23 protein-coding genes are annotated in these 26,530 nt (G+C 71.8%); 11 read left to right on the top strand and 12 right to left on the bottom strand.

The features are described 5' to 3' along the window. Positions 1-5: 5 nt before the first annotated feature. The gene (locus tag IO33_RS0112820; protein ID WP_452746328.1) at positions 6-641 is read left to right on the top strand and encodes a TetR/AcrR family transcriptional regulator; all 636 of its coding nucleotides are present in this window, start codon (positions 6-8) and stop codon (positions 639-641) included. A gap of 33 nt (positions 642-674) precedes the next feature. Beyond that, positions 675-1,397 (top strand): Mut7-C RNAse domain-containing protein, encoded by a 723-nt coding sequence (locus IO33_RS0112825; RefSeq protein WP_031163895.1) that lies wholly within the window; start codon positions 675-677, stop codon positions 1,395-1,397. A 3-nt stretch (positions 1,398-1,400) separates the two neighbouring features. Here the strand turns inward: IO33_RS0112825 and IO33_RS0112830 are convergent, their stop codons facing one another. The 6 genes from IO33_RS0112830 to IO33_RS0112855 form a co-directional block, all read right to left on the bottom strand. Further along, positions 1,401-3,803: a galactose oxidase early set domain-containing protein gene (locus IO33_RS0112830; protein WP_031163897.1), complete on the bottom strand. Its 2,403-nt coding sequence runs from the start codon at positions 3,801-3,803 to the stop codon at positions 1,401-1,403. Positions 3,804-3,834: 31 nt separating this feature from the next. Beyond that, positions 3,835-5,001: a glycosyltransferase gene (locus tag IO33_RS0112835; RefSeq protein ID WP_031163900.1), complete on the bottom strand. Its 1,167-nt coding sequence runs from the start codon at positions 4,999-5,001 to the stop codon at positions 3,835-3,837. Beyond that, the gene (locus IO33_RS0112840) at positions 4,998-6,650 is read right to left on the bottom strand and encodes an ArnT family glycosyltransferase (RefSeq protein WP_031163902.1); all 1,653 of its coding nucleotides are present in this window, start codon (positions 6,648-6,650) and stop codon (positions 4,998-5,000) included. Before IO33_RS0112840 ends, IO33_RS0112835 begins: the two co-directional genes overlap by 4 nt. Then, complete coding sequence (locus IO33_RS0112845) at positions 6,647-7,915, bottom strand: glycosyltransferase (protein ID WP_031163905.1); 1,269 nt, start codon at positions 7,913-7,915, stop codon at positions 6,647-6,649. Before IO33_RS0112845 ends, IO33_RS0112840 begins: the two co-directional genes overlap by 4 nt. Before the next feature lie 236 nt (positions 7,916-8,151). Further along, the gene (locus tag IO33_RS0112850; RefSeq protein ID WP_031163907.1) at positions 8,152-10,185 is read right to left on the bottom strand and encodes a thioredoxin domain-containing protein; all 2,034 of its coding nucleotides are present in this window, start codon (positions 10,183-10,185) and stop codon (positions 8,152-8,154) included. Then, complete coding sequence (locus tag IO33_RS0112855) at positions 10,166-10,756, bottom strand: ArsR/SmtB family transcription factor (RefSeq protein ID WP_051926641.1); 591 nt, start codon at positions 10,754-10,756, stop codon at positions 10,166-10,168. The genes IO33_RS0112850 and IO33_RS0112855 overlap by 20 nt, the downstream gene beginning before the upstream one ends. 132 nt (positions 10,757-10,888) lie before the next feature. On the opposite strand from IO33_RS0112855, the gene IO33_RS0112860 reads away from it, so the two are divergent. After that, the gene (locus tag IO33_RS0112860; RefSeq protein ID WP_107069294.1) at positions 10,889-11,269 is read left to right on the top strand and encodes a hypothetical protein; all 381 of its coding nucleotides are present in this window, start codon (positions 10,889-10,891) and stop codon (positions 11,267-11,269) included. Between the two features lie 199 nt (positions 11,270-11,468). Then, on the top strand, positions 11,469-14,672 hold the full coding sequence (locus IO33_RS0112865; protein ID WP_031163914.1) for a tetratricopeptide repeat protein: 3,204 nt from the start codon (positions 11,469-11,471) through the stop codon (positions 14,670-14,672). Between the two features lie 9 nt (positions 14,673-14,681). Here IO33_RS0112865 and IO33_RS0112870 read toward each other — a convergent pair whose 3' ends face one another. Together IO33_RS0112870 and mca are read right to left on the bottom strand one after the other, a co-directional pair. Beyond that, complete coding sequence (locus IO33_RS0112870; protein WP_031163916.1) at positions 14,682-14,927, bottom strand: hypothetical protein; 246 nt, start codon at positions 14,925-14,927, stop codon at positions 14,682-14,684. Continuing rightward, positions 14,920-15,780 carry a mycothiol conjugate amidase Mca gene (gene mca, locus IO33_RS0112875; protein WP_031163918.1) on the bottom strand — a complete coding sequence of 287 codons (861 nt, stop codon included), beginning with the start codon at positions 15,778-15,780 and terminating at the stop codon, positions 14,920-14,922. The genes IO33_RS0112870 and mca overlap by 8 nt, the downstream gene beginning before the upstream one ends. 134 nt (positions 15,781-15,914) lie before the next feature. Between mca and IO33_RS0112880 the strand changes: the two genes are divergently transcribed. Together IO33_RS0112880 and greA are read left to right on the top strand one after the other, a co-directional pair. After that, positions 15,915-16,313: a DUF4307 domain-containing protein gene (locus tag IO33_RS0112880; protein WP_031163920.1), complete on the top strand. Its 399-nt coding sequence runs from the start codon at positions 15,915-15,917 to the stop codon at positions 16,311-16,313. Positions 16,314-16,504: 191 nt separating this feature from the next. Continuing rightward, on the top strand, positions 16,505-17,005 hold the full coding sequence (gene greA / locus IO33_RS0112885) for a transcription elongation factor GreA (RefSeq protein WP_031163922.1): 501 nt from the start codon (positions 16,505-16,507) through the stop codon (positions 17,003-17,005). A gap of 81 nt (positions 17,006-17,086) precedes the next feature. Here the strand turns inward: greA and IO33_RS0112890 are convergent, their stop codons facing one another. From IO33_RS0112890 to ilvA, 3 genes are all read right to left on the bottom strand, one after another. After that, positions 17,087-17,944 (bottom strand): ABC transporter permease, encoded by an 858-nt coding sequence (locus IO33_RS0112890; RefSeq protein ID WP_031163924.1) that lies wholly within the window; start codon positions 17,942-17,944, stop codon positions 17,087-17,089. Beyond that, entirely contained in the window at positions 17,941-18,939 is a 999-nt protein-coding gene (locus tag IO33_RS0112895; RefSeq protein WP_031163927.1) for a daunorubicin resistance protein DrrA family ABC transporter ATP-binding protein, read from the bottom strand. The genes IO33_RS0112890 and IO33_RS0112895 overlap by 4 nt, the downstream gene beginning before the upstream one ends. Positions 18,940-19,146: 207 nt before the next feature. Beyond that, the gene (gene ilvA / locus IO33_RS0112900; RefSeq protein WP_031163929.1) at positions 19,147-20,376 is read right to left on the bottom strand and encodes a threonine ammonia-lyase; all 1,230 of its coding nucleotides are present in this window, start codon (positions 20,374-20,376) and stop codon (positions 19,147-19,149) included. Positions 20,377-20,538: 162 nt separating this feature from the next. On the opposite strand from ilvA, the gene IO33_RS0112905 reads away from it, so the two are divergent. The 3 genes from IO33_RS0112905 (at position 20,539) to IO33_RS0112915 (ending at position 22,041) form a co-directional block, all read left to right on the top strand. After that, complete coding sequence (locus tag IO33_RS0112905; protein WP_031163931.1) at positions 20,539-21,045, top strand: MarR family winged helix-turn-helix transcriptional regulator; 507 nt, start codon at positions 20,539-20,541, stop codon at positions 21,043-21,045. A gap of 164 nt (positions 21,046-21,209) precedes the next feature. Next, positions 21,210-21,713, top strand: a complete 504-nt coding sequence (locus IO33_RS0112910) for a sigma factor-like helix-turn-helix DNA-binding protein (RefSeq protein ID WP_031163934.1) — start codon at positions 21,210-21,212, stop codon at positions 21,711-21,713. A 79-nt stretch (positions 21,714-21,792) separates the two neighbouring features. Continuing rightward, positions 21,793-22,041: a hypothetical protein gene (locus IO33_RS0112915; RefSeq protein WP_031163937.1), complete on the top strand. Its 249-nt coding sequence runs from the start codon at positions 21,793-21,795 to the stop codon at positions 22,039-22,041. 16 nt (positions 22,042-22,057) lie between these two features. Here the strand turns inward: IO33_RS0112915 and IO33_RS0112920 are convergent, their stop codons facing one another. Beyond that, positions 22,058-23,212, bottom strand: coding sequence for a cystathionine gamma-synthase (locus IO33_RS0112920; RefSeq protein ID WP_031163940.1), 1,155 nt, complete (start codon positions 23,210-23,212; stop codon positions 22,058-22,060). Positions 23,213-23,394: 182 nt separating this feature from the next. Between IO33_RS0112920 and IO33_RS0112925 the strand changes: the two genes are divergently transcribed. Both IO33_RS0112925 and IO33_RS0112930 read left to right on the top strand, forming a co-directional pair. After that, positions 23,395-24,513 carry a hypothetical protein gene (locus tag IO33_RS0112925; protein WP_031163942.1) on the top strand — a complete coding sequence of 373 codons (1,119 nt, stop codon included), beginning with the start codon at positions 23,395-23,397 and terminating at the stop codon, positions 24,511-24,513. Between the two features lie 291 nt (positions 24,514-24,804). After that, positions 24,805-26,439, top strand: a complete 1,635-nt coding sequence (locus tag IO33_RS0112930; RefSeq protein WP_031163944.1) for a M48 family metallopeptidase — start codon at positions 24,805-24,807, stop codon at positions 26,437-26,439. Positions 26,440-26,530 lie beyond the last annotated feature (91 nt).

Here is a 26,530-nt window from a genome sequence, read left to right on the forward strand (position 1 = left end):
CCGGCATGACGGCCGCACGCACCCCCAGCACCTCCCCCGCCGACCGGCCCCATGTCGGCCTGCGGGAACGCAAGAAGATCAAGACCCGGGAGGCGATCCGCGCGGCGACCTACGCGCTGGTCGAGGAGCAGGGCTACGACGCCACGACGATCGACCAGATCGCCGAGCGGGCCGAGGTGTCACCGTCGACCGTGTTCCGGTACTTCCCGACCAAGGAGGACATCGTCCTCACGGACGAGTACGACCCGCTCATCCTGGAGGAGATCCGGGCGCGGCCCGCCGACGAACCCTGGTCCGAGACCATGCGGTACGTCCTGCACCGGGCCATCGAGTTCGGCATGGACGACGACCTCGCGGTCTCCCGGCTGCGGACCCACCTCATGGTCCAGGTCCCGGCGGTGCGCTCGCGGATGATGGAGAGCATGTCGGCCACCGGCCGCATGCTCTGCGAGGCCATCGGCGAGCGCACCGGCCGCGACCCGGACGGCCTGGAGGTCCGCGTCTACGCCATGTCCCTGATCGGCGCCCTGATGGAGACGTCCATGTACTGGGCGGAGAACGACCACCGGGACGACTTCGCGGCCCTGGTCGACCGCACCCTGGACGTCATGGAGCACGGCCTCCCGCACGAAATCCGCTGAGGTCCGGGCGGCCCCCCATGCGATCCTGACGTCGTGAACCGACCCGAGATCCACGTCGAAGTCGCCCCCGCGCTCCACCTGTTCGTACCGGCCGCCCGACGCGCCGGCGCCACGCCGCTGGCCACGGACGGCGTCTCGACGCTCGGCCATGTCATCGAGTCCCTCGGCGTCCCGCTGACCGAGGTGGGCGCACTGGTCGTGGACGGCCGCGAGGTGCCGGTGTCGCACATCCCGCGGTCCGGCGAGACGGTGCGGGTACGCCCGGTCGACCGCCCCCAGCGGGTCCCCGGCGCCCCGCTCCGCTTCCTCCTCGACGTCCACCTCGGCACCCTGGCCCGCCGGCTGCGTCTGCTCGGCGTGGACACGGCGTACGAGTCGACCGACATCGGCGACCCGGCGCTGGCCGCGCGCTCGGCGGCCGAGAAGCGGGTGATGCTCAGCCGCGACCGGGGCCTGCTGCGCCGCCGCGAACTGTGGGCCGGTGCCTTCGTCTACAGCACCCGCCCCGACGACCAGCTGCACGACGTCCTCGACCGCTTCGCCCCCGACCTGACCCCCTGGACCCGCTGCACCGCCTGCAACGGCCTGCTGCGGCAGGCCACCAAGGCGGAGGTCGCCGACCAGCTCGAACACGGCACCCAGCGCTCCTACGACGTCTTCGCCCAGTGCACGGAATGCGGCCGCGCCTACTGGAAGGGCGCGCACCACGACCAGCTGGAGGCCATCGTGGAGCGCGCCCTGGCGGAGCACGGTTAGCACCTAGCGCCTGCCGGTGTCCGCCTTCTCACAGGCGACGCCGTTGCGGTTGCGGTCCAGCCCCAGGGGGTCGTCGCCGCCGTTGACCTTCAGACGGCCGTAGTGGTTCTGTCCGAGCCAGGCGCAGCGCGCCGCCGGCGTCTTCCTCACCTGCGCCGGGAACACCGTCGGCACACAGACGTTGAGGGAGCCGTAGTGCCGGTCGCAGCCGGAGATCGTCGGGCTGACCGCCTGCGAGGTGCGCTTCGGGCCCGGTCCGGACTCCTTGCCGGACAGGGAGTCGGCGAAGGCGTGGACGTGCGGGGCGGCGGTGGTGGGGCTGAGGGCCGCCGGGCCCGTCAGGTGCACCCACCTGGCCACCGACGGCACCCCGTTGGCGTCCACGGCGAAGAGCATGTACCAGCCGGGCGGGGCGACGTTCGGGTTGTTCGTCACGTTCAGGTCGACGTTGTTGCCGTCCACCGACAGCGGCAGGTCGACGAAACGCTGGTTCGGGTCGGAGGAGTGGGTGACCGCGGCGGGTCGGATCAACTCGGCCTTGGCGACGGGGTGGTCCACGGTGATCCGCTGGGTGTCGCCGTACTTCCACTCCTGGTTGATCAGTGAGGTGATCGTGGGGCGGGTGCCCTTGTAGAGGTAGGGCGGGGTGTAGATCGACACGTTGCGGTTCCAGCTGCCGTTGCCGGGGTTGTCGCCGGTGGCCATCACCCGGCCGTCGGGCAGCAGGAACGCCGAGGAATGGTAGCCGCGGGACTCGGGGTCGGCGGTGACCGGGTCGAAGGTGCCGGTGCCGGGGTCGTAGATCGAGGACTCGTAGACCGGGTTGGCGCGGTTGTGCAGGGCGCCGCCGGTCTCCAGCACCTTGCCGTCGGGCAGCAGGACGGCGGAGACGTACATCTTGCCCTGGGCGCCGGTCTCGGCGACCTTGCCGGCCCCGAGGTCGACCGTACCCTGCGGGAGCGGCGGACCGGCGACGTACGACGGGTTCGGCTGCTTGAGGTCGATCACGTCGGTCAGCCGACCCGCGTCCGGGTTGGAGTCGATGTTGCCGCCGCCGATGGTCAGCACCCTCTGGTCCTGCGCCGGGGGCAGCAGCACGCTCGCCGACTGGTCGCGCTCGTCCTTGTTCCGCAGCCCCGGGATCTGGGTGATCGTGTTGGCGTCGTAGTCGTAGACCGCCGAGCCCGTGCCGGGGATGTTGTTGCCGAAGACATGGCTGCCGGAGTAGAAGAGGCGGCCGTCCTGCATCAGGATCATCGACGGGTACAGCCCCCAGAACGACCAGGTCTGGTTGACCTTCCAGGTGGGCAGCCACTGCTGGTCCCGGTCCGACCAGCGGTCGGCGGTCACCGAGCCCGTGGAGTCCTCGCGCAGCCCGCCGAAGGTGATGACGTCACCGTTGCCCAGTTCCGTGGCCGACGGGTACCAGTGGGCGTCGTTGAGGTCGTTGGTCCTGGTGTAGGTCTCGGTGCTGGGGTCGAACAGATACGAGTCCTTGAACCCCTCGTAGCCGTGGCCGCCCGCGACCGGGTACGCCTTGTTGCCGCTCAGCACGAGCACCCGGCCGTCCTGGAGCTGCACGTGCCCGGCGCAGAACAGGTCCTTCGGCGTGGGGATCACCTTGTACGTCCCGTTCGCCGGGTCGTACACCGCGGAGGTGAACGTGCCCGCGGCGAAGGCGTCCTCGCTGTTGCCCGAGCCTGCGATCAGCAGCACCTTGCCGTTGCTGAGGACGACGGAGTGCATGGAGCGGACCGGGTTCCGGGTCGGCAGGACCGACCAGCTGCCGTCGGCGCACTGGTCGTTCGTGCCCGTGCAGGCGGCGGGCGGGAGCGGGTCGGCGACCTGCTCCATGGTGTAGTCGTCGGTGGTGGCCGAGCCGGTGCCGTAGACGGAGACGCCCCAGGTGATGCGGTCGGTGCCGGCCGGGACCGCGGGGGTCCGGACCGTGGCCCGGGTCCAGGCCGACGCCATGTCGAGGGTCTTGACGTCGGTCCAGTACTGCCAGCCGGTCGTGCTGTCGTGCCGGAACAGGGTGACGTTGGCGTCCGGGGTCGTGGTCTTGTACCAGAGCCCCAGGTCGTACTGCTTGCCGACGCTCACCCCGGGCGCGCAGTCGGTGGACTCGGTGAGCATCGCCTTGCGGTCGCCGTCGACCCGGCGGGTCAGGGTGACCTTCATGGCCTTCGTGCCGGAGTGCGCGTCGGAGGTGGTCTCATAGGTGAAGTCGTTGTCTCCCCAGCCCGCCTTCTCCCAGCAGTACGGCATGTCGCCGGTGCCGGCGGTCTCGAACCCGGGGTTCTTGACCAGGTTGGCGGCCTCGGCGCTCTGCGGCGAGGTGAGGAGCAGACCGGCGGTCAGGGCGCCCACCCCGACCAGCGCGGTCCGTCTGCGGTACGTGCTCAAGCGGCTCTCCTTGCGGTCGTACGGCTGTGCTTCAACGGGCGGACGCCGGAGAACGGCGCCGTCGCGGGAGATAGACCAGCGCTTCGGTACCGACGAAGCGCAGGACGAAGGTCAGCACCAGCGCCAGCGCGGTGGCCGGCAGCGGGCCCATGCCGAACCGGCCGACGAGGAGCGCGATCAGCGGGATGCGCAGCACCAGGTCGGCGTTGGCGAGGAACGCGAACCGGCCCATCCGGTCCCACCAGCGGCGGTGCGCGCGCCGGTCGCGGAACAGCAGGTGCTCGATGAGCAGGAAGTTCCAGGCGACACCGAACTGGTTGGCGAGGATCTCGGCGGGCACGTAATGCATGCCAAGGGCGGTGAGGGCGTACAGGCCCACCAGGTTCGGTACGAAGCCGCTCGCTCCGATCAGCCCGAAGCCGACCATGCGGGCGCCCGGCGAGGCGGTGCGCAGGCCCGCCAGGTGGCGCAGGAAGCGGAAGCCCTCCCGGGCGGTGGACTTGGACTCGCCGGCGAACCGGTCCTGGAAGACGAACGGCACCTCGGCGATGCGGCGGGGGCGGCTGCGGACGGCCAGCTCCAGCAGGATCTTGTAACCGAGGGGCTTCAGCACCTCGGCGGTGACCGCGCTGCGCCGGATGGCGAAGAAGCCGCTCATCGGGTCGCTGACGCCGCGCAGCCGGCGCGGGAAGAGGGCCTTGGTGAGCCAGGTGGCGCCACGCGAGACGGCCACCCGGTAGCCGCCGGCGAGGCCGGCCCGGCTGCCGCCCGCGAGGTACCGGGAGGCGACGACGAGCCCGGCGTTCGCCCGCTCGCCGGCGGCCACCAGCTCCGGTACGAGCGACGGCGGATGCTGGCAGTCGCCGTCCATGACGACGATCCACTCCGAGGTCGCCGCCCTCAGTCCCTCGACGACCGCCCCGCCGAGCCCGCCGACGGGCTCTGCGCGGTGCAGCACGGCCACCGGGAACGGGCAGTCCTGGGCGGCCTCGCGGATCACCTCGGGGGTGTCGTCGGTGGAGTCGTCCACGAAGACGACCTCGCAGGGCAGCCGTGCGGGGACGGACTCGGTGATCCGGTGCAGCAGCTGCCGGATGTTCGCGGACTCGTTGAAGGTCGGTACGACGATGGTGACGGCACCGGGTTCGGGTACTTCCGCGGCGTCGAGGCCGGGTACCGGGGCGGTGTACTCGCTCATCGGGCGCCCCCCGCGGTCGCGGCCCGGATCCGTCGGATCTCGATGCGGTCCTCTCCGGCGCCGAAGGTGGCGACCGGCGTGGAGTGCTGGATGGCGGCCCTGACGTTCGGCAGGTTCTTGGCGTCGCGGCGGACGGTCGGCGAGGCGACGACGTAGTCGATGTCCCGCCAGCCGTGCGGCATGGTCCTGGTGACGGCCGGGTCCAGGTCGGCCTTGTAGAACCAGATGGCGCCGAGCCCGGGCCGGTAGCCGGCGTGCACGAGGTCCAGCCAGAGGGCGTCGTCGACGAGGACGCGGGTGTGCTCGGGGTCTGCCACCTTGGTGCCGAGCCAGTGGGAGGCCTGCCGGTAGGGCCGGTTGGCGTCGGCGGTGACGGCGGTGCGGTCGCCGTCGTACCAGTGCGGTACGACGTAGGCGCCGGCGGCGAGGGCGAGGGCGGCGGCGAGCGCGTACCGGCCGCCGGTGAGGTACCGGCGCTCGCTCTCCTTGCGCCACCTGCTGGTGACCGCCCGGGCGACGGAGGCGGCGCCGCCGGCGAGGACCAGGGCGAGGAAGGGCAGCGCGCCGATGACGTACATGGCGGGCAGATAGCCGCCCGGGCGCAGGGCCACGGCGGCGAGGACGGCGACCGTGAGGGCCGGTCCGGCCAGGGCGCGGGCGGTGACCGACCAGCGCCAGGTGAGCAGCAGGAGCAGGGCTCCGGCGAGGCCGCCGAGGGGCAGGACGCGGTCGTAGTACAGCCACGCGTGCAGGACGCCGTACGAGCCCGAGCCCTTGTCGAGGATGAATCCCGAACCCGGCCTGGACATCTGGTACGTGATCCCGTCCCAGAGCGAGACGTGTCCGGCGCCGGGCAGCAACTCGCCCTTGAGCAGGGCGAACAGCGGGTACGAGAAGCCGGTCAGGGCGCAGGCGGTGACGGCTCCGGTGAGGGCGAACTTGCGTGTGTCGCGGTGGCTGTTGCGCCACATGGCGACGAACAGGGCGGGCAGGACGACGAGCATCGTCTCCTTGGTGAGGACGCCCGCGGCGGCGGCGAGGCCCGCGCCGAAGTGGTGCCAGAGGTGGCGGCTGGGCGAGGCGGCGAGGCAGAACGCCAGCAGCAGCCACATCACCGCGATGTTGTCGAGGAAGATCTCCCGGCTGAGGACCACCGCGAGCGGGGAGAGCCCGAACAGGGCCATGCCGAGTCCGGCGGCCCAGCGGGGCAGGGAGAGCCGGCGGCCGAGGACGTAGACGAGGACCGCGCTGGCCCCGCTGATCCCGAGCATGACGAGCCGCATGGTGGCGACGGTCATCGAGCCGGGGCTGAGGGCCGAGGGGAGCCGGCTGAGCAGGGCTATCTGGATCCAGCCGAGCGGCGGGTGGTCGTACCAGTAGGTGTAGTGGGCCAGGCCCCGGCCCTGCTGGACGGCCCAGGCCTGGGCGAGGTAGGTGCCCTCGTCGTCGCTGAGGGTCGGGTAGTCGGCGATGTTCCAGCCCTGGACGACGAGGATCGCCGTGAGCAGGACACCGCACAGCAGCAGGTCAGGACGGGAGGAGCGGAGCCGCACCGGCGGCTGTGTTCGACCGGTCGAACGTGTCGTGGGCGCAGGTGGGTGCTGCGCGGGGACCTTCGCTGCGGTCACCGCGGGAAGTGTGGAGGTCACGCAGGAAGGTCCTCTCGGAGGGGCTCGGCCGCGGTGAGGTGCGCGCCGACGTGCGTGGTCAGCTCCCAGTCGTTGCGGCCGCGTTGCTCACGCCACACGGCGCGGATCGCGGCACCGGCGAGGAGGACCTGGTAGAAGGGGCCGCCGACGATGAGCTTCACGTAGTGGACGAGGCGGACCCGCAGGTCGTACTGCTTGCCGAAGTCGTGCAGCCCGACCACCTCGAAGACGAAGGTGACGGCGGCGGTGACCAGCGGCAGGAAGGTGAGGAAGGCGACGCCGACGGGGACGTCGAGGAAAAGCGCGACGGCCGCGTTGAGCGGGATGACCACGCCGGAGAAGGCCTGCAGGAACGGCGTCATCAGCGTGTAGCGGGCGAGCAACCGCTGTCCGAACGCGGGCAGTTGCCTCCAGTCCTTCTTCCGGTACACCTGCAGGAAGCCCTGGTTCCACCGGGTGCGCTGCTTGAGCAGCGACATCAGGGAGCCGGGTGTCTCCTCGCGGGTGACCATGTCGGAGTCGTAGGCGACGACGACCTTCTTGCCGACGCTGGACAGCCGTACGCCCAGGTCGCAGTCCTCGGCGAGGCAGTCGGGGTCCCAGCCGTCCGCTTCCCTGAGGACGTCGGTCCGTACGAACACGGTGTTCCCGCCGAGCGGGATGAACCCCTTCTGCGCGTGCAGGTGCAGCCGCGAGCGGAACCAGAAGAAGTACTCCAGGCAGTTGCGCAGGCTGTACCAGCTGGAGTGGAAGTTGATGAGCTGGACCCCGCCCTGGACGACGTCCGCCCGGGTGGTGCGGAAGGCGTGGTCGACGTGGGCGAGCAGCTCCGGATGGACCTGGTCCTCGGCGTCGAAGACCCCGACGACGTCACCGCGGCAGTGCGGCAGCGCCGTGTTCATGGCCTTCGGTTTGTTCTTCTTCTCGTGGGTGTCGACGACGACCCGGACGCGCGGGTCACGGGCGGCGGCCTGCTCGGCCACCGCCGTGGTCTCCGGATCGTCGTGGCCGACGATCACGATGATCTCGAAGTCGGTGTGTGTGGACTCCAGCAGCCGCTGGATGGTGTGGTCCAGCACCGCCTGCTCGTGCCGGGCCGGCAACAGCAGCGAGAACGACAGGTGTTCGCCACCGTCCGGTCTGCCGAACCGGGTGGAGGCCAGCACCTCGGGCGTACGCCACGCGTGCATCTGCCACCACAGGGTGAAGGCTGCCATCCAGAACAGGGCCAGTGAGACGGCAGCGATGAAGACAGAAGTGAGCAAAAAGATCCCCCCAGATCCCCGAAACCCCCTGTGCGCGCCACGGTGTGTAACTCCGTCGCGTCGCCGTGAAGAGACTAGGGAAGATCTGTGAAGCCCGTGAACCGTTCCGATAAATAGCCTGTTTCGGAACGGTGGTGCGGGTAGTGGGATCTATCCGAACACCTGCTCACATTCGGACAGTTCGGGCTTTGTCGATCCGAGGTGTTCGCCCAGCTCAGCGCCTGGCCCGGGGCGGGTCAGTGACGGTTGAGCACGTCCCGCAGCCGCTCCGGATCGGTCGTCGGCGCGTCACAGGTGAAGTGACGGCAGACGTAAGCCGCCGGTTGACCGGCCACCAGCGGACGGCCGGCGAGCAGCGGGAACTCGTCACCCTCCGCAGCGCCGACGGCGACCACGGCGCCCGGGGCGGTGCCCAGAAGTGCCGCACGGTGCAGGGCGGTCGTCCCGGCGTCCGCGGGGTCGGGTCCCACGACGGCGACCTCCCTGGGCCCGTCGAGGAGGGCCTCGGCGACGGCGAGTCCCCAGCCGATGAACCGGGGCACGCGCGGTCCGAGGGTCTTCACCACCCCCAGCGCCCGTTCGGCGGCGGTGCGATGGGCCTCGGAGCCGGTGTGGGCGGCATAGCCGAGCAGGGCGCCGGCCGCCGCGGTCCAGCCCGACGGGGTGGCGTTGTCGGTGGGGTCCTGCGGCCGGCGGATGAGCTGCTCGGCGTCGGAGGCGGTGTCGAAGAGCGCCCCGGTCTCCGGGTCGGTGAAGCGGTCCAGCACATGGCCGAGGAGCAGCCCGGCGAAGTCGAGCCAGACGCCCTCGCCGGTCACGGACGCGAGTGCGAGGAAGCCCTCGGCGACGTCGGCGTAGTCCTCCAGCACGCCCGCGTTGGGGCCGACGCGGCCGTCCTTGCTGGTGCGGGCGAGGCGGGCGTGCTCGTCGAGGTGGACGCGGACGACGAGGTCGGCGGCGCCGAGGGCCGCCTCGATCAGGTCGGGCCGGTCGAAGTAGGCGCCGGTCTCGGCGAGCGCGGCGACGGCGAGGCCGTTCCAGGCGGCGACGACCTTGTCGTCCCGGCCGGGCGCGGGGCGTTCGGCGCGCTCGGCGAGCAGCCGCTCCCGGATGGAGGCGATCTTCCCGGCGTCGAACACGCGGTCCGTCGGCGGCAGCTGGAGGACGGACCACCCGTGCTCGAAGGTGCCCTCGTCGGTCACGCCGAAGTACCGGACGGCCAGGTCACCGTCGGAGTCCCCGAGGACGGCGCGCAGCCGCTCGGGCGTCCACACGTAGTACGCGCCCTCGACGTGCCGTCCGCTCCCGTCGTCGCTGTCGGCGTCGAGCGCGGAGGCGAACCCGCCCTCCTCGGTGCGCAGTTCCCGCACCAGGAAGTCGGCGGTCTCCAGGGCGACGCGGCGGGCGAGCTCCGAGCCGGTGGCCCGCCAGAGGTGGGCGTACACCCGGCAGAGCAGGGCGTTGTCGTACAGCATCTTCTCGAAGTGCGGCACGATCCAGTCGCGGTCGACGGAGTAGCGGGCGAAGCCGCCGCCGAGCTGGTCGTAGATGCCGCCGCGGGCCATGCGCTCGCAGGTGTCCTGGGCCATCTGCAGCGCGCCCTCGGCGCCGGTCCGGGCGTGGTGGCGCAGCAGGAACTCCAGCGCCATGGACGGCGGGAACTTGGGCGCCCCGCCGAATCCGCCGCGCTGCGGGTCGTACTCGCGGGTCAGCCCGAGGAGGGCCTGGGCCAGTTCCGGATCGCCGGGCGGCTGCGGGGCCTGCTGGACGATCTCCCGCTGGGCGAGGTCGCGGACGATCTTCCCGGCGACCTCGGAGACCTCGTCACGCCGGGTGTCCCAGGCCTGCCGCACGCCTTCCAGCACCTGCCGGAAGGAGGGCATCCCGTGGCGCGGCGCGGGCGGGAAGTAGGTCCCGAAGTAGAACGGCTCGGCGTCCGGGGTGAGGAACACGGTCATGGGCCAGCCGCCCTGCCCGGTGGCGGCCTGCACGGCCTCCATGTACACGGCGTCGACGTCGGGCCGTTCCTCACGGTCGACCTTGACGCTGACGAAGTGTTCGTTCAGGTAGGCGGCGGTCTCCTGGTCCTCGAAGGACTCGTGCGCCATGACATGACACCAGTGGCAGCTGGAGTACCCGACACTCAGCAGCACCGGTTTGCCGGCCGTCCGGGCCTCGTCGAAGGCCTCGGCGGACCAGGGCCACCAGTGGACGGGGTTGCCTGCGTGCTGGAGCAGGTACGGGGACGTCTCATCGGCCAGTCGGTTCACCGTTCCACTCTCCCACGGGCTCGGGCGCGGCGTAGAAGCGCAGGTTCACGTGGCGTGCCCCCTCGGGGGCGTCCTCGCGGGTGTGGCCGTAGCGGTCGAGAAGTTCGTGGTAGGCGCGGACGAAGGCGTGCAGGTTCTCCTTGGTCATCCAGGTGCCGCTGCGCTGCACCTGGGCCCAGCCCTCGGGTCCGCGGTACTCCTCGTGGGCGCGGTGGAAGAGCCGGGTGTCGGCCTCGATCTTCAGCAGGGCGAGCTGCTCGGCGGCCGCGTACTCCTCGGGGCTCATCGTGGCCGGGTCGGGCGTGGTGTGCCGGAAGGGGAGGCCCCGCCACCACCTCTCGCGCCCGCCGGACTTCTCGGGGATCTCCTCAATGAGCCGCTGCTCGGCGAGTTTGCGCAGGTGGTAGCTGGTGGTGCCGGAGCTCTCGCCGAGTTCGCGGGCGAGCACGGTGGAGTTCGCCTCGCCGTGCCGGCCGAGGTAGTCGAGGATCCGGCGGCGCAGGGGGTTGCCGAGGGACTTGTAGAGAGCGGTGCGCTCCAGGCTGGACATCTCGGGCATGCCGTCGGTCATGCGGCCACGGTAACCCTGAGAACCCTGAGAAGCCCCGGAGGTGTGCCGATTTTTCTTTGCAGACTTTTCTCTGCGGTCTACGGTGGAGGCAGTCGATCGGAGGCTGTCGGCGCGCGACGAGAGGGGGCGGACGTGAGGAAGAAGTGGCCCTGGGTTCTCCTGGGAGCGACGGCGGTCCTGCTGGTGCCGTGGATGGTGGTGCTAGCCGTGACACTGCCGGGCAGCACCCAGGTGGACCACTGGCCACTGGCCTGGGTCGGCCTCGACGTCCTCATGGCCACGGGCTGCGCGGCGACGGCCCTGCTCGGCCTGCGCGGCGACGCCAGAGCCCGCCTCACGGCCTCGGCGACGGCGTCGATGGCGGTGCTGGACGCCTGGTTCGACATCACCACAGCGGGCACCGGCACCCCCCTGACCGAGGCCCTGCTGTGCGCGCTGGCCGAGGCGGGCCTGGCCGGGGCGTGCGTGTACCTGGCGGTGGGCGGCTGCCCGGACCGGCGCCGGACGAGATGACCTCACCGGCCCCGATCGCTTCGGCGATGCGGCGAGGTCGGCACATGCGTCGGCGCCCGGCCCGGGAGAGCGCCCCCTCCACGCACACAGGGCGGTCGCGGCAACTCCCCGACTCCCCACCGAGAACCACCCCTCCCGCTTCCGCGTCCTGGGAAGGACACTCATGGACGACGGAGTTGCCGCCGGAGGGGGACGGGACATGCGGGACGGGCATCGGGCGGAGGCCGAGCGGCTGCTCGTGCGGGCTGTCGAGGAGGAGGTCCGGCGCTCGGGCGGGCGGATCGACGGGCAGGTGCTGCTGTCCCGGGCGCGCGGCGCGCTGGACGAGCTGGCGAGGGCGGCCGGCGAGGAGTACGAGACCTACACCCGCGCCCTCGACGAGACCGAGGCGGGCACACTCACCTTCGGGCAGCGGTACGCCCGCCAGGGCGCCCGAACCGCCTTGCTGGTGGCGGCCGTTGCCGCGGTGGCCGCCACCGTGGCCGACCTGTCGCTCGGCACCGGCGCCGGTACGGCCGTCGGCGCGGGCCTCACCGCCGGCGTGGCCGGTGCCGCCGCGTCCGTGGCGAAGGCGGCCGGAGCCCATGTGCCCGCCGCTCATCACCACGCGGGCGCCGCCGGACAGCCCGGCGGACCCGAGCAGCTGCGGCTGCAGTGGCTGACCGCGCTGGAGGTGCGCGGCATCCGGCCGTTCCTCGACCAGCAGCGGGTGCTGAGCGCCTCCACCGGCCCGAAGAAGACCGGCGGACCCACGCTGCGCGGCGCGGACAAGAGCGCGGCCGCCCGCCGGCGCACGGTACTGGAGCAGTCCTTCGTGCAACTGCCGGACGCGGACGACCCGTTCGCGGGGCGCCGGGCGGAGCTGGCGCGGATCCGGCAGTGGGCACAGGCGGCCAGAGCGGCCACGGAGACACGGCCGACCGTGGTCGTCCTGCACGGCGAGCCCGGCTCCGGCCGGACCACGCTCGCCGTGCGCGCGGCGCACGACCTGCGCGACCACTTCCGCGGCGCGGTGGTCGTGGACCTGCGCGGCGGCACGCGCGAGGAGGCGCCGCTGCCGACGCGGGACGCCCTGCTGCATCTGCTCAACCGGCTCGGCGCCCCCCGCGAGCAGCTGCTCTTCCGCGAGCGCTCCTCCCCCGACCAGCAGGTCAAGCGGCTCGGCGAGCTGTACCACCAGCATCTGACCGGCCTGCCCGTGACGATCGTCCTGGACGACGCCTCGGACCCGGAGCAGGTGCGGGCGCTGGTGCCCGAGCGCTCCGACAGCCTCGTGCTGGTCACCGCCCGCACCGCCCTCGACCTCCCCGCCGACCTGCCGGCCTGGATCCACCACCTGCCGGTCGAGGCACTGGACGCGGCCGGTGCCGAGGAACTGCTCGGCGCGGCCGCCGAGGACGCGTCGGGCCCGTACGACGCCGAGTCCGCCGACCGGATCCGCGCGTTGTGCGCCGGGCTGCCGCTGGCGCTCAGGGTCGCGGGCTCCGCGCTCGGCCCCCGCTCGCCCCGGCAGCTGGCGGCGGACCTGGACGCGTACGGCCCGGTGGAGCCGGTGGAACGGGCCCTGTGGCTGCGCTACACCGACCAGCCGGAGCCGGCGCGCCGGCTGCTGCGCAGGCTCGCGCTCGCGGGCCGGGCCTCGCTGGGCGCCGCGGCCGCCGCCGCCCTGCTCGCCACCGACGAGGCGGAGGCCACGCGCCACCTCGCCGCCCTCGCCGCGGCCGGCCTCCTCGACCATGTGCGCGGCAGCCGCTACCGGCTGCACGACCTGGTGCGCGCCTTCGCCCAGGCCCGGCTGCTGGACGAGGAGGACCCTGCCGAGCGCACCGCGGCGCAGGAACGGCTCATCGTGAACTACGCCGAGCTGGCCGACTCGGTGCTGCGCCTGGTCGACGGGAACATGTCGACGCGCTCCCACCAGTTCGGCTCGCACGGCTTCACCTCGCTGGACGAGGCGCTGCGCTGGCTGGACGACGAGTCCAGCTTCATCACCGCGGCCCTGCGGCACGCGGAGGGTGTCGACCAGTCGGCGGTGCTGAACCTCCTGGGCGCGCTGTGCGACTACTGCCTGCTGCGCGGCGACCTGTACCGGCTCGGCGAGATCAGCGAGCTGACGCAGGCCGTGGACCAGGGGCTGCTGGTGCGCTCGGTGCAGTGGCGCACCGGTATCGCGGCCCGGCAGCTGGGCGAGCTCGACAAGGCGCGCACCACACTGGCCTCGGTGGTGGACCTGTACCGGGAGGCGCACCACGACGCCGGTGCGGCCCGCGCCCTGTGCTCCCTCGGGATCACCCTGCACCACCAGGGCAACCTCACCGAGGCCGCCGCCAGGCTGCAGGAGGCACTGGACCTGCAGGCGGCGCCGGAACTGGCGACGGACCGGGCCTGGACGATGCACGCCCTGGCCGCCGTCCAGCGCGACCGGGCCCGGCTCGCCGAGGCGCTGGAGCTGCTCACCCGTTCCCTGGTCCTGCACCGCGAGGGAGGCTCGCTGCACGGGGAGGCCTGGGCGCACTTCCAGCTCGGCCAGCTGGCACTGCGGATGGGCGACGCACCGCGCGCGGAGACCGAGCTGCGCGCCGCCCTGGAGCGGTACGGCCGCACGCACGACGCGCGCGGCGAGGCATGGGCGCTGACCCAGCTGGCCCGGGCCCGCATGGTGGCCGGTGACGCCTCACCGGCCGCCGAAGGCCTGCGGCAGGCCGCCGCCCGGCACCGCGAGAACGAGGACGCGCGCGGCGAGGCGTGGACGCTGTACTACCTGGGCCAGGCGCTGGAGGAGAGGGGCGACCTGGACCTGGCGGTCCGCGACCTGGAGCGGTCCCGGACGATGTTCTCCCGGATGCGGGACGTCTACGGCCTCGCCTGCGCCCGGCACCACTCGGCCCGGGTCACCCGCGACCAGCGGGCCGCGCAGACCGGCTCGCTGCGCAACTCCGGCTTCGCCCGGCAGCTCCTCGTGGACGCCCGCACCGACTTCCAGCGCATCGGCGTCGCCCACGGCGAGGCGTGGACCTGCCTGGAGCTGGCGGTGGTCGACGCGGGCAACGCCCGTACGCAGGCGGCACTGGCCCTGTGCGACGAGGCGCTCGACCTGTTCCTCTCCTACGGCGACCGGCGCGGCGAGGACTGGGCCCGCTTCCTGCGCTGCACGCTGCTGCCGTACGCGGCGCCGGGCGGTCTTGAGGTGGGCACGGCGGTCTCCCAGGAGGAGCTGGCCCGGCTCGCCCGTGCCGACCACGCCCTGCGGGACGACAAGCTCGCCGACTACGTCTCGGCGTACGCCCTGCTGCTGGAACGCGGCGTCAGCCTGGAGGACGGCTGGCAGGCCTGGCGCCTGCGCATGACTCCGGACCGCCACGCCCGTGAGGTGATGGGGGTGGCGGTACCGGCATGGCGCTGAGGCCCGGCGTCAGACCTGCCGTGCCGTGGACTCGGCCTTCCCGGCCTGCTGCTCACCGGGCTCCGGGGCCTCCTTGAAGTCGACCCTGCGCATGTGCTTGCTCATCGACTTCATCAGGCCCCACACCGCCAGAGCCATCACCGCGAAGACGATGAAGCCGAGGACACCGGGGGTGACCTTGTTCTGGTCGACCTCCTTGGCGAGGGGGACGAGGTGCGTCACTGCCAGGCTCACGCTTGCACTCATGTCAGGCATTGTCCCGGATGCCCGCGAAGAGGTCGTCCTCGGGGAGGGAGGTGTCGACGAGGGACTTCGCCAGCTCGTACTCCTCCGTCGGCCAGACGTCCTTCTGCAGCTCCATCGGCACCTTGAACCAGCCGCCGTCGGGGTCGATCTGCGTGGCGTGCGCGATCAGTGCCTTGTCGCGGATCTCGAAGAAGTCCGCGCACGGAATGTGCGTGGTCAGCGTGCGCTCGGTGCGCTCCGTCTCGCTCCAGCGCTTGAGCCACTCCCCGTACGGCGACTCCAGGCCGCGGTCGAGCATCGCCTGGTGCAGCGCCTCGGTGCGCGGGCGGTTGAAGCCCTGGTTGTAGTACAGCTTCAGCGGCTGGTAGGCAAGGCCGTACTCGCTCTCCGGGTACTTCTCGGTGTCCGCCGCGCCCTCGAACGCCACCATGGAGATCTTGTGCGTCATGATGTGGTCGGGGTGCGGGTAACCGCCGTTCTCGTCGTAGGTGGTGATCACCTGCGGGCGGAAGGAACGGATCCTGCGCACCAGCTCGCCCGCCGCCTTGTCGACGTCCTCCAGGGCGAAGCAGCCGTCGGGCAGCGGCGGCAGCGGGTCGCCCTCGGGGAGGCCGGAGTCGACGAAGCCGAGCCACTCCTGTCCCACGCCGAGGATCTCCCGGGCCTCGTCCATCTCCTTCTTGCGTACCTCGTGGATGTGCTCCTCGATGTACCTGTCGCCCTGCAGCTTGGGATTGAGGATGGACCCGCGCTCTCCGCCGGTGCACGTCACCACCAGCACGTCCACCCCCTCGGACACGTACTTCGCCATGGTGGCCGCGCCCTTGCTCGACTCGTCGTCGGGGTGCGCGTGAACGGCCATCAGTCGCAGCTGGTCAGTCAAGACTCAATCCTCGTTAAGTCGGCGCCCCGTGTCTTCGGTGCGATCGGCGGCTTCTATAGTGACGGAATCGGGGGGCGAATAATTCCGGGTCCGGTTCTGCCGAGAGGACGATCATGAGCACGGCGAGCACGCGGCTGCCCGAGGGCCGCTACGGCCGCTCCTCGGACGAGCGTGCCGACCGCAAGCTCAAGGTCGCCGGCGCGGTGCTCGGCGCGGTGCTCCTCGCCCTGGTCGGCTACTTCGCCTACCACTACGTCGTGCAGACCAGGATCAGCGCCCAGGTGATCACGTTCGACGCCACGGACCACGCGGTCAAGGCGCATCTGGAGGTCCACAAGGACTCCGGCACCGCGGGCTACTGCACCCTGCGCTCCCAGGCGGCGGACGGCTCCGAGGTGGGCCGGGCCGACTTCCGCTTCACCGGGCCGGCCACGCGTATCGACAAGGTCGTCACACTGCGTACGACGGCGAAGGGCACCACGGCCGAGCTGCTCGGCTGTCACACCGGCTGACGAGGGGCCGGACACTCCCTGGTTTCACCAGGAATGCGTAGGCGCTGACCTGCGTTGATGTGATTCTGATGGCTTATGTCCTCCCCCTTTCGGCCTTGAATTGTTAGGCTCGTGGTTTCGCCCATCCAAGAGGGAACATGCTTCTGGCAGGGCGATGCTTTTGTATTCCCAGTACCGACGAGGAGCACCCTGTGACCCAGACCAGCGAGAACGTCACCTGGCTGACCCAGGAGGCGTACAACAAGCTCAAGGTCGAGCTTGAGTACCTTACTGGTCCTGCGCGCACGGAGATCGCCGCCAAGATCGCGGCCGCGCGCGAGGAGGGCGACCTGCGCGAGAACGGCGGGTACCACGCGGCCAAGGAGGAGCAGGGCAAGCAGGAGCTGCGCGTGCGGCAGCTGACCCAGCTTCTCGAGAACGCCAAGGTGGGCGAGGCCCCGGTCTCGGCCGATGGTGCCGTCGCGCCCGGCATGGTCGTCACGATCGCCTTCGACGGTGACGAGGACGACACGATGACGTTCCTGCTCGCCTCCCGCGAGTACGCGAGCGCCGACATCGAGACCTACTCGCCGCAGTCGCCGCTCGGCGCCGGCGTCATCGGCCACAAGGTCGGCGAGGACGCGGAGTACGAGCTGCCGAACGGCAAGAAGGCCTCGGTGACGATCCTGAAGGCCGAACCGTACTCGGGCTGATCCACCCACCGACAGGACCTTGAGCCCCCGGTGTCCACCGGATTCCACCGGACACCGGGGGCTTCGCCGTGTCCGGGACCGTCAGGCGCCGGCGGAGCGGTACTTGCGGACCGCGAGCGTGCGGAAGACGGCGACGATCAGTATGGAGTAGATCAGCGAGGCCCAGACCGGGTGCTCCATGGGCCAGGCGTGTGAGGTGGACCGGCCGGGATTGGCGAAGAGCACACGGCAGGCCTGCGCGGTGGCGCTGAAGGGGTTCCACTCGGCGATGTGCCGCAGCCAGGGCGTCATGTGGCCGGGGTCCACGAAGGCGTTGGAGATGAACGTGACCGGGAACAGCCAGATCAGCCCGCTGGACGTGGCCGCCTCGGGAGTGCGGACGGACATGCCGATCAGGGCGCCGATCCAGGTGAAGGCGTAGCCGAGCAGGAGCAGCAGCCCGAAGGCGGCGAGCACCTTGCCGGCGTTGGTGTCGCCGTTGGAGCCGACGCGCCAGCCGACCAGCAGGGCGACCACGGCGAGGACGACGAGCGTCACGGCCGTCTGCACCAGGTCGGCGAGCGTACGCCCGGTCAGCACCGCGCCGCGCGCCATCGGCAGGGAGCGGAAGCGGTCGATGAGCCCCTTGTGCATGTCGTCGGCGATACCGGCGCCGGAGCTGGCGGTGGCGAAGGTGACGGTCTGCGCGAAGATGCCCGCCATGAGGAAGTTCGTGTAGGCGACGGGACTGGCGCTGCCGCCGATCTGCATGGAACCGCCGAAGACGTAGGTGAACAGCACCACGAACATGATGGGCTGGATGAGCCCGTAGATGATCATCTCGGGAATTCTGGACATGCGAATCAAATTGCGTTTCGCAACGACCATCGAGTCGCGGAAGGACCGGCCGATGGGATTGCCGGGCGGTGCCACGCGCACGGCTTCGCTGACGGCACTCACTTGACGGCCTCCTTGCCGTTCGCCTCGCTCGGGTCGGCTGTCTCAGCGACGTGTCCCGTCAGCGACAGGAAGACGTCGTCGAGGGTGGGGCGGCGCAGTCCGATGTCGTCTATCTCGATCCCGCGGGTGTCCAGCTCGCGGATGATCTCGGCGAGCAGTTTGGCGCCGCCGGTGACGGGGACCGTGAGCCTGCGGGTGTGCTCCTCGACGGTGACGGCGCCGTTGTCGAGGCCACGCAGGCTGTACCGGTCCAGCAGGGCGGCGGCGTCCGCGATGTGCTCGCGCTCGTGCACCACGACCTCGACGCGCTCCCCGCCCGTCTGGGCCTTGAGCTGGTCGGAGGTGCCCTGGGCGATGACGCGGCCGTGGTCGACCACCGCGATGTCGTGGGCGAGGTGGTCGGCCTCTTCCAGGTACTGGGTGGTGAGCAGCAGGGTCGTGCCACCGGAGACGAGCTGTTTGATGACCTCCCACAGCTGCTGGCGGTTGCGCGGGTCGAGTCCCGTGGTCGGCTCGTCCATGAACATCACCGGCGGCGAGACCACGAGGGCCGCGGCGAGGTCGAGCCTGCGGCGCATGCCTCCGGAGTAGGTCTTGGCGGGGCGGTCGGCGGCGTCCGCGAGGTTGAACTGCTCCAGCAGCTCGGCCGCGCGCTGCTTGGCCGCCTTGGCCCGCATCTGGTACAGCTGGCCGACCATCTGCAGGTTCTCGCGGCCGGTCAGGTACTCGTCGACCGCCGCGAACTGGCCGGACAGGCCGATGGAGCGGCGTACGGCGTCGGGATGCCTGAGCACGTCCACGCCGGCGACGACCGCCTTGCCACTGTCGGGGCGCAGCAGGGTGGTCAGGCAGCGGACGGTCGTCGTCTTGCCGGCACCGTTCGGCCCCAGGAGGCCGAGGACCGTGCCCTCGGGCACGTCCAGGTCGACACCGTCGAGAGCCCTTACGTCGCCGAAGGTCTTCACCAGGCCTTCGGCATGGATGGCGCCTGGCATGTCTGTCTCCACGTCATCGGGGATGTCGGGCGGCACTTTTTTCTTCTGAGCGGGTTTCTTCGCAAAGGCTAGGTTTGATCGCCCTGCCGCGCCCGCCCTTTCCGCGGGTACGGCGGCGCGGGCCGGCGACCCCACCTCCCACCATAACGCGATGTATCGCGTTCTACAATGCGGTTCACCCGGACGGGTGGCGAGTCCTGCCCGGCGTCAGCCGATGACCGTGTATCCCGCGTGCCGCAGCGCCTGGCCGACCTCGGCGCAGTGCGCCGGGCCCTTCGTCTCCAGGTGCAGCTCGACCTCCACCTCCGTGAGCCCGAGCCGCGGGTCGGTTCGTACGTGACTGACGTCGAGGACGTTGGCGTCGACCGCCGACAGCACCCCGAGCAGTGTGGCGAGGGCGCCCGGGCGGTCCGTCAGCCGGAGCCGGACGGCCAGGTAGCGGCCCTGCGCGGCCATGCCGTGCCGCAGCACCCGCTGCATCAGCACCGGGTCCACGTTCCCGCCGGAGAGCACCGCGACGACGGGGCCCTCGAAGGCGTCCGGCGCGCCCAGCAGCGCCGCGACCGGGCTCGCCCCGGCCGGCTCCACGACCAGCTTGGCCCGCTCCAGGCACAGCAGCAGCGCGGCCGACAATTGGTCCTCGCTGACCGTGCGCACCTCGTCGACCAAGTCCGCGATGATCCCGAACGGCACCAGGCCCGGCCGCCCCACCTTGATGCCGTCGGCCATCGTCGCCGGGTTCTGCACCGACACCGGGTGGCCGACGGCCAGCGAGGGCGGATAGGCGGCCGCGCCCTCCGCCTGCACGCCGACGATCCGGACCTCGGGCCGGATCGCCTTCACCGCGACCGCGATCCCGGCCGCGAGCCCGCCGCCGCCGACACCGACGACGATCGTGCGAAGCTCCGGGCACTGCTCCAGGATCTCCAGGCCGACCGTGCCCTGGCCCGCGATGATGTCGGGGTGGTCGAAGGGGTGGATGAACACCGCGCCCGTCTCGGCCGCGTACTCCTCGGCGGCGGCCAGCGTCTCGTCGACGACCTGGCCGTGCAGCCGCACCTCGGCGCCGTAGTCCCGGGTCGCGCTGACCTTCGGCAGCGGCGCGCCCTTCGGCATGAACACCGTGGAGTGCACTCCGAGCAGCGACGAGGCCAGCGCCACGCCCTGCGCGTGGTTCCCGGCGCTCGCGGCCACCACACCGGCCGCCCGCTCCTCCGGCAGCAGCCCGGCGATGCGCACATACGCGCCGCGCAGCTTGAAGGAGCCGGTGCGCTGGAGGTTCTCGCACTTGAGATGCACCGGCGAGCCGACCAGCCGGGACAGGTACCGGCTGCCTTCCATCGCGGTCACCCGCGCGACACCCGAGAGCATCCTCTGGGCACCGCGCACATCGTCGAGGGTGACGGAACGCAAGGAGTCAATCGTGCCGTAGCTCATGAATCCAGGATCGCAGTTCACGCTCGTACACGACTCGTGTGACCAAGCTGCGAGACCGGTTTGCGCAGCGCCGGTACGGCTTGGCGCCGGGCCGCGTACCCTGTCCCCCAACCCAGCAGCCCTTCATGAAGCGAGCCTCCGGCCATGCCCACAACACCTGAAATGTCGATGGACATGACGACCGTCGGTGACACCGGTCTTCTCGACACGCTCCAGCACGAGGTGGCGGTGTTCGCCCGCCGTGCCGAACAGACGCGGCTCGGCGGTGTCGGGCAGGTGCGCAACTCCATGGACCGCGCGGCCTATCTGCTGCTCAACCGCCTCGACAAGGAAGGCCCGATGGGCGTCAAGGCGCTCGCCGCGAGCATGGGCATCGACTCCTCCACGGTCACCCGGCAGGTGGCTCCGCTGGTCGACACCGGGCTCGTCAAGCGCACCTCGCACCCGGAGGACGGGCGTGCGGTGGTGCTCCAGCTGTCGCCGCGCGGGGTCGCCCGGCTGGAGGAGGTGCGCTGTTCCAGACGTCAGCTGATGGCCGAGCTGACACACGACTGGGCACCGGAGGAGCGCGAGCAGTTCTGCACGCTCCTGACCCGCTTCAACACCGCGCTCTCCGCGCGGATGACGGTGCAGGGGACCGGTCCGGTGGAGCAGTCGCCGGCGTCCTGAAGGCGGACGGCCGCCTCGGCACCGGCTCGCCGGGCGCCCGGCGGTACTGGTCGGTTCCGGAGTCTTGACCCCGGGCCGCCGCTGGCCTCATATGAGACCGGGTCCTGTGTGGTACGCGGTTCACCTGTCCCGTACCGGACAGGGCTCCTCCAGGAGGAGGCGCGGTGCGTGATCGGCAGGTGTCCCGAAGTGCCCGCCGGGCCCGGGAGTTCGAGGCGTTCGTCGCGGGCGCGGCCGGACGTCTGCTGCATGCCGCCACCCTGCTCACGGCGGAGGCCCCGCAGGCCAACCCCCGCGCGCGGCGCCTTCTGACGCTCGCGCTCGCCCACACCTACGCGCGCTGGGACCGGCTGCACGGCGAGGATCCGTACGACTGCGCCCGCCAGTACCTCGCCACCCGGTTCGCACGCGCGACCTGGCAGCGGTACGCCGTCTTCGGCCACGCCCGCCCGGATCCACGCGCTCCGCTCGCCGCGCTCACCGCGCAGGAGCGGCTGATCCTCGTACTTCGCCTGTACGAAGGCGTCGCCGAAGAGCAGGCGGCGGCCCTGCTCGGCCTGCCGAGGGAACGCGTCCACACCATCTGCGACCGCGCGACCGCCACCCTGCTGCACCCGGCCCGTCCCGCGGACCCACGGACGGCGGGCCGGAAGGTGGTGCCGTCATGAGGGGGCGGGGCGGCAAGAGCACTCGGGGTGGTTCTCGCGGCCCGGTGACATCGGCACCGCCACGCGAGGGGAGGCCGGGGTGAACCGGGCCGAACGGGAGGGCGCCGCGCGGCAGATCATGGAGCGGGTTCCGCCGCCGGTGCCGCCGGACCTGTGCGGGGAGGCGGTGCGCCGTGGCGAGCGCCTGCTGCGGCGCAGGCTGCTCGTCCGCCGGGTGCTGTGGCTGCTGGCGTGTGCCGCGGCCGTCGCGTTCAGCGTCTGGGCGGCGCGTGTGCACCCGTGGGCGGAGCCGCCCTCCCAGACGACTCCGCCGATCACCGGCTGGTGAGCCGGCGCCGTTTCGGTTAACCCAGGGCCTGCTGCAGGTCCGCCAGCAGGTCGTCGACGTTCTCGATGCCCACGGACAGGCGCACCAGGTCGGCGGGGACCTCCAGCGCGGAACCGGCCGCGGAGGCGTGCGTCATCCGGCCCGGGTGCTCGATCAGGGACTCGACGCCGCCGAGGGACTCGCCGAGGGTGAACACCTTGGCCCGGTTGCACACCTCGACCGCGGCCTCCTCGCCGCCCTCGACGCGGAAGGACACCATGCCGCCGAACGCCTTCATCTGCTTGGCGGCGACCTCGTGGCCGGGGTGCTCGGGCAGGCCCGGGTAGAGCACGCTGGTCACGCGCGCGTGCCGGGTCAGCATGTCGGCGATCTTCGTGGCGTTCTCGCTGTGCCGGTCCATCCGCACCGCGAGGGTCTTGGTGCCGCGCAGCACAAGCCAGGAGTCGAAGGGGCCGGCGACGGCGCCCATCGCGTTCTGGTGGTAGGCCAGCTCCTCGCCGAGGCCCTGGTCGGAGACGATCAGCGCACCGCCGACCACGTCCGAGTGACCGCCCATGTACTTGGTGAGGGAGTGGACGACGACGTCCGCGCCGAGCGACAGCGGCTGCTGGAGGTAGGGCGTGGCGAAGGTGTTGTCGACGACGAGCTTCGCGCCCGCGTCGTGCGCGACCTGAGCGAGGGCGGCGATGTCGGTGATGCCGAGCAGGGGGTTGGAGGGGGTCTCCACCCAGACGGCCTTGGTCTTCGGGGTGATCGCGGCCCGTACGGCGGCCGGGTCGCTGGTGTCGGCGACGGACCACTCCACGCCCCAGCGGGTGGCGACCTTGGCGAAGAGCCGGAAGGTACCGCCGTAGGCGTCGTTCGGGATCACCACGTGGTCACCGGGGGTGAGCAGCGTGCGCAGCAGGGTGTCCTCGGCCGCCAGACCGGACGCGAAGGCGAGGCCGCGACGGCCGCCCTCGAGTGCGGCGAGGTTCTCCTCGAGGGCGGTACGGGTGGGGTTGGCGCTGCGGCTGTACTCGTAACCGCCGCGCAGCCCGCCGACGCCGTCCTGCTTGTAGGTCGAAACCTGGTAGATGGGCGGGACGACCGCGCCGGTGAGGGGATCCGCGGTGTTGCCCGCGTGGATCGCGAGGGTCTCGAAGTGCTGACTGATGTGCCTGTCGCTCATGTCCACCGAGCGTAATGCGCTCGGCCGGATGCTGGCGCCCGCGCGGCTCACACGCCGCCGAACCGAGGGATTTCCCCGCATCGCCCCGGCGCTCAGCCGTCCTGTCATGGACGGGCCCGGAGTTTTCCACAGCCCGGTGGTGGGGTTCGCCAATTGTCGGCGGCGTCTGGTTCGCTTGGGGCATGGCGATTCTCTGGCTGCTGATGGCGCTGCTCATGCTGAGCTTCGTGCTGCTCCCGCTCATGCGGCGCAGGCGCGGGGTGATCGAGCAGGTTCCCCCGGGGCACCCGGACGCCGCCGACCCGGCGGCCTACGGCTTCGTGCGCCAGGAGGAGCTGGATGTGCGCATGCCGGGGCCGGACCAGGATCTGCTGGACGTGCTGGAGTTGGTGCAGCGCACGCAGGACTATCGTGCGGCCTCCCAGCTGCTGGCCGGCACCGGCGCCGAGGAGGAGCAGCGCTGGCAGCGGGTGCAGGCCTTCGCGGGCGCCGCCGCGCTGGAGCTGCAGCAGCGGCCCGGCGGGGTGCACGAGACGCCGGGCGGCCAGTGGCTGCGGGTGTGGCGGGCCGAGCAGCCCAAGGACGCGGGCGGCGCCGCCGTCTACGCGGAGTTCCTGGTGCAGCAGGCCTGGCGGACGTCGACGCCCGGCACGGACGACTTCCGGATCATCATGGAGGAGGCCCGGGACGCGTGCGCGCAGGCGGCCCTGCTCGCCCCCGGCGACCCGGTGCCGTACGTCATCGAGCTGTCCGTCGCCCGCGGACTCGCCTATCCGCAGGCCGAGTTCGACCAGCTGTGGCTGAAGATCCTCGACCGCGCGCCGCACCACATGGGCGCGCATCTCGCCGCGCTGCACCACTGGTGCGAGAAGTGGCACGGCTCGCGCGAGGAGGCCTACTCCTTCGCGGAGGCCGCCGCGGCCCGCGCCCCGCAGGGCTCGCTGCTCGCCGCGCTGCCCCTGTTCGCGGTCTTCGAACACCTCCCCGAGGTGAATCTGGTGGCGAGCTTCTACCAGAGCGAGGTCGTCACCAAGGCGATGCACGGCGCCCTGCACGCGGTGCACTCGGCCCACCCCGACGACCCGATGCTCGCGCACGTCCGCCACCTGCTGATCTTCTTCCTGGTCCGCGCCGAGCGCTGGCAGGAGGCCATGCACCAGCTGATACACGTCGACGGGCACATCGGCGCGCTGCCCTGGACGCTGTCCGCCGACCCGGCCGCCGAGTTCGCCGTCTACCGCGCCCTGGCGGTGGCCGGTTACGAGGCCAACGGCGGCAGCCCGGCCGCCCTCCCCGGCTGACCGGCCCACCCTGCTCGCCCGGCCGACCCGGCCGCCCTGGTCGACCCTGCCGACCCGGTCCACCTGGCTGACCCGGCAGCGCACCCACGCCCCCACCCCCGTCCGAGCCGGCGTCGCCCGGTATCCGCATTGCCCTCCTGACCTGCGGTAGGGCATACTCCGGCATCCCCCCACACCGCACCACCCGCACCACGGCACCACCCGCGCCGACCGGCCGTCGGCCCGGCCCGGGCCGCGTGCTGCCCTGGCCGTCATGTCCTGTTTCTGAGGTCCTGTGGGGGGATCTGCCCGATGGGCGCAACTCTGCGCGCGCTGCGCGCTCTCGTTCTGCTGCTCGGTTTCTATCTGCTGAGTCTCGTGCTGCTGGCGGCGCTGTTCGGTCTCGACGTCGTCCTGTTCACCTGGGGGCACGGCCCCGTCGCCGTGAAGCTCGCCATCATCTCGGTGCTGCTCGCCGTCCCCGTCGTCCGCGGCATGTTCATGCTGCGCACGCCCAGGGGCGAGGAGGGTCCCGGCATCCCGGTCACGGAGGCCGAGGAGCCCCGGCTGTGGGCGCTGGTCCGGGATGTCGCGGCAGCGTCCGGCACCCGCGTCCCCGACCGGATCCTGCTCACCGGCGACGTCAACGCGTCCGTCAGCGAGGAGCCGCGGCTGCTCGGCCTGCGCCCCGGCCCGCGCCGGCTGTACCTCGGCGTACCGCTGCTGACCGGTCTGACCGAGGCCCAGCTGCGGGCCGTACTCGCCCACGAGTACGGCCACTTCACCGGCGGCGACACCCGGCTGTCCGCGCTGGTCGTGCGCGGCCGGGTGCAGCTGGCCCGGGTCATCGGGCAGTTCCACGCGAAGGCGGACGGCAAGGTGGCCGCCGAGCGGGCGCGGCAGGAGGAGGCCGCCGCCAAGCGGATCGCCAGGGGCAAGAAGGCCAAGCAGGTCGACACCGCCGGTTCGGGCGCGACGTACCGGACGATGGCGAGGATCTACACCGCGTACGCGAAGCTCTACATGCGCGCCTCGCTCTCCACGGCGCGCGGCCAGGAGTTCGCCGCCGACCTGGCCGCGGCACGGATCGCCGGACGCGAGGCGACGGCGTCGGCGTTGCGCGAGATCCCGGTGCTGTCCGCGTCCCACGGCTTCTATCTCGACTCCTACGCCACCCTCGGGCTGAACGCCCGGCTGCTGCCGCCGCGCGGTGAGTTCTTCGGGGGCTTCGGCAGGCTGCTGACGGCCCGTGAACCGGAGCTGGTGAAGCTGCGCTCGGAGCTGCCGGAGGAACCGGCCTCGCCGTACGACTCGCACCCGCCGATCGCCGAGCGCGTACGCCGGATCGAGGCGCTGCCCGTGGACGGCCGCACCGAGGAGGCCAAAGGTGCGGCGCTCGCCCTGCTCACCGACCCGGAGCGCACCCTGGCGACGCTGGAGGACGCCGTCCTGACCGACGAGGTGCTCGCGTTCGGACGCACGGCCGGCTGGGCGGAACTGCTGGACGCCTCGATGGCCACGGGCCTGTCCGCCGCCCACACCCCGCTGCACCGGGCGCTGGCCGACCACACCGGGCAGCCGCCGACGTTGGTCGCGCTGCTGCAGGTCATCGACGAGGGCGGGCTGTGGCGCCTGGCCGAGCGGGTGCCGCTGTCCCAGGAGGCGGCCGCGGCGAAGGGGCGGGTGTTCCGCGAGTTCGCACGGCCCGTGCTGGCCAGGTCGCTGCGGACGATGGTGCTGGCGGAGTTCAGCGCCCGTTCGCTGCTGCACTGGGAGTTCTCCTGGTCCCGCCCGGCCGCCGTACGACTGCCCGGCTGGAGCGCGCAGACCGCGCAGGACGACGGTCCCGAGGCGGCGCTGGACGCGGCGGTGGACGCGGCGCTCGCCGATCACCCCGACACCGCCCCGCTGCGGGCGCTGCTGCCCCCGGCGGCGCAGCACGCCTGACGGCCGGCCCACGCCCCGCGACGCACGGCAACCGCCAACCCCCAACCAGCAACCAGCAACCAGCAACCAGCCGCGAACGACGGCCGACGAC

The sequence above is a fragment of the Streptomyces durhamensis genome (assembly GCF_000725475.1).
Lineage (GTDB): Bacteria > Actinomycetota > Actinomycetes > Streptomycetales > Streptomycetaceae > Streptomyces > Streptomyces filipinensis.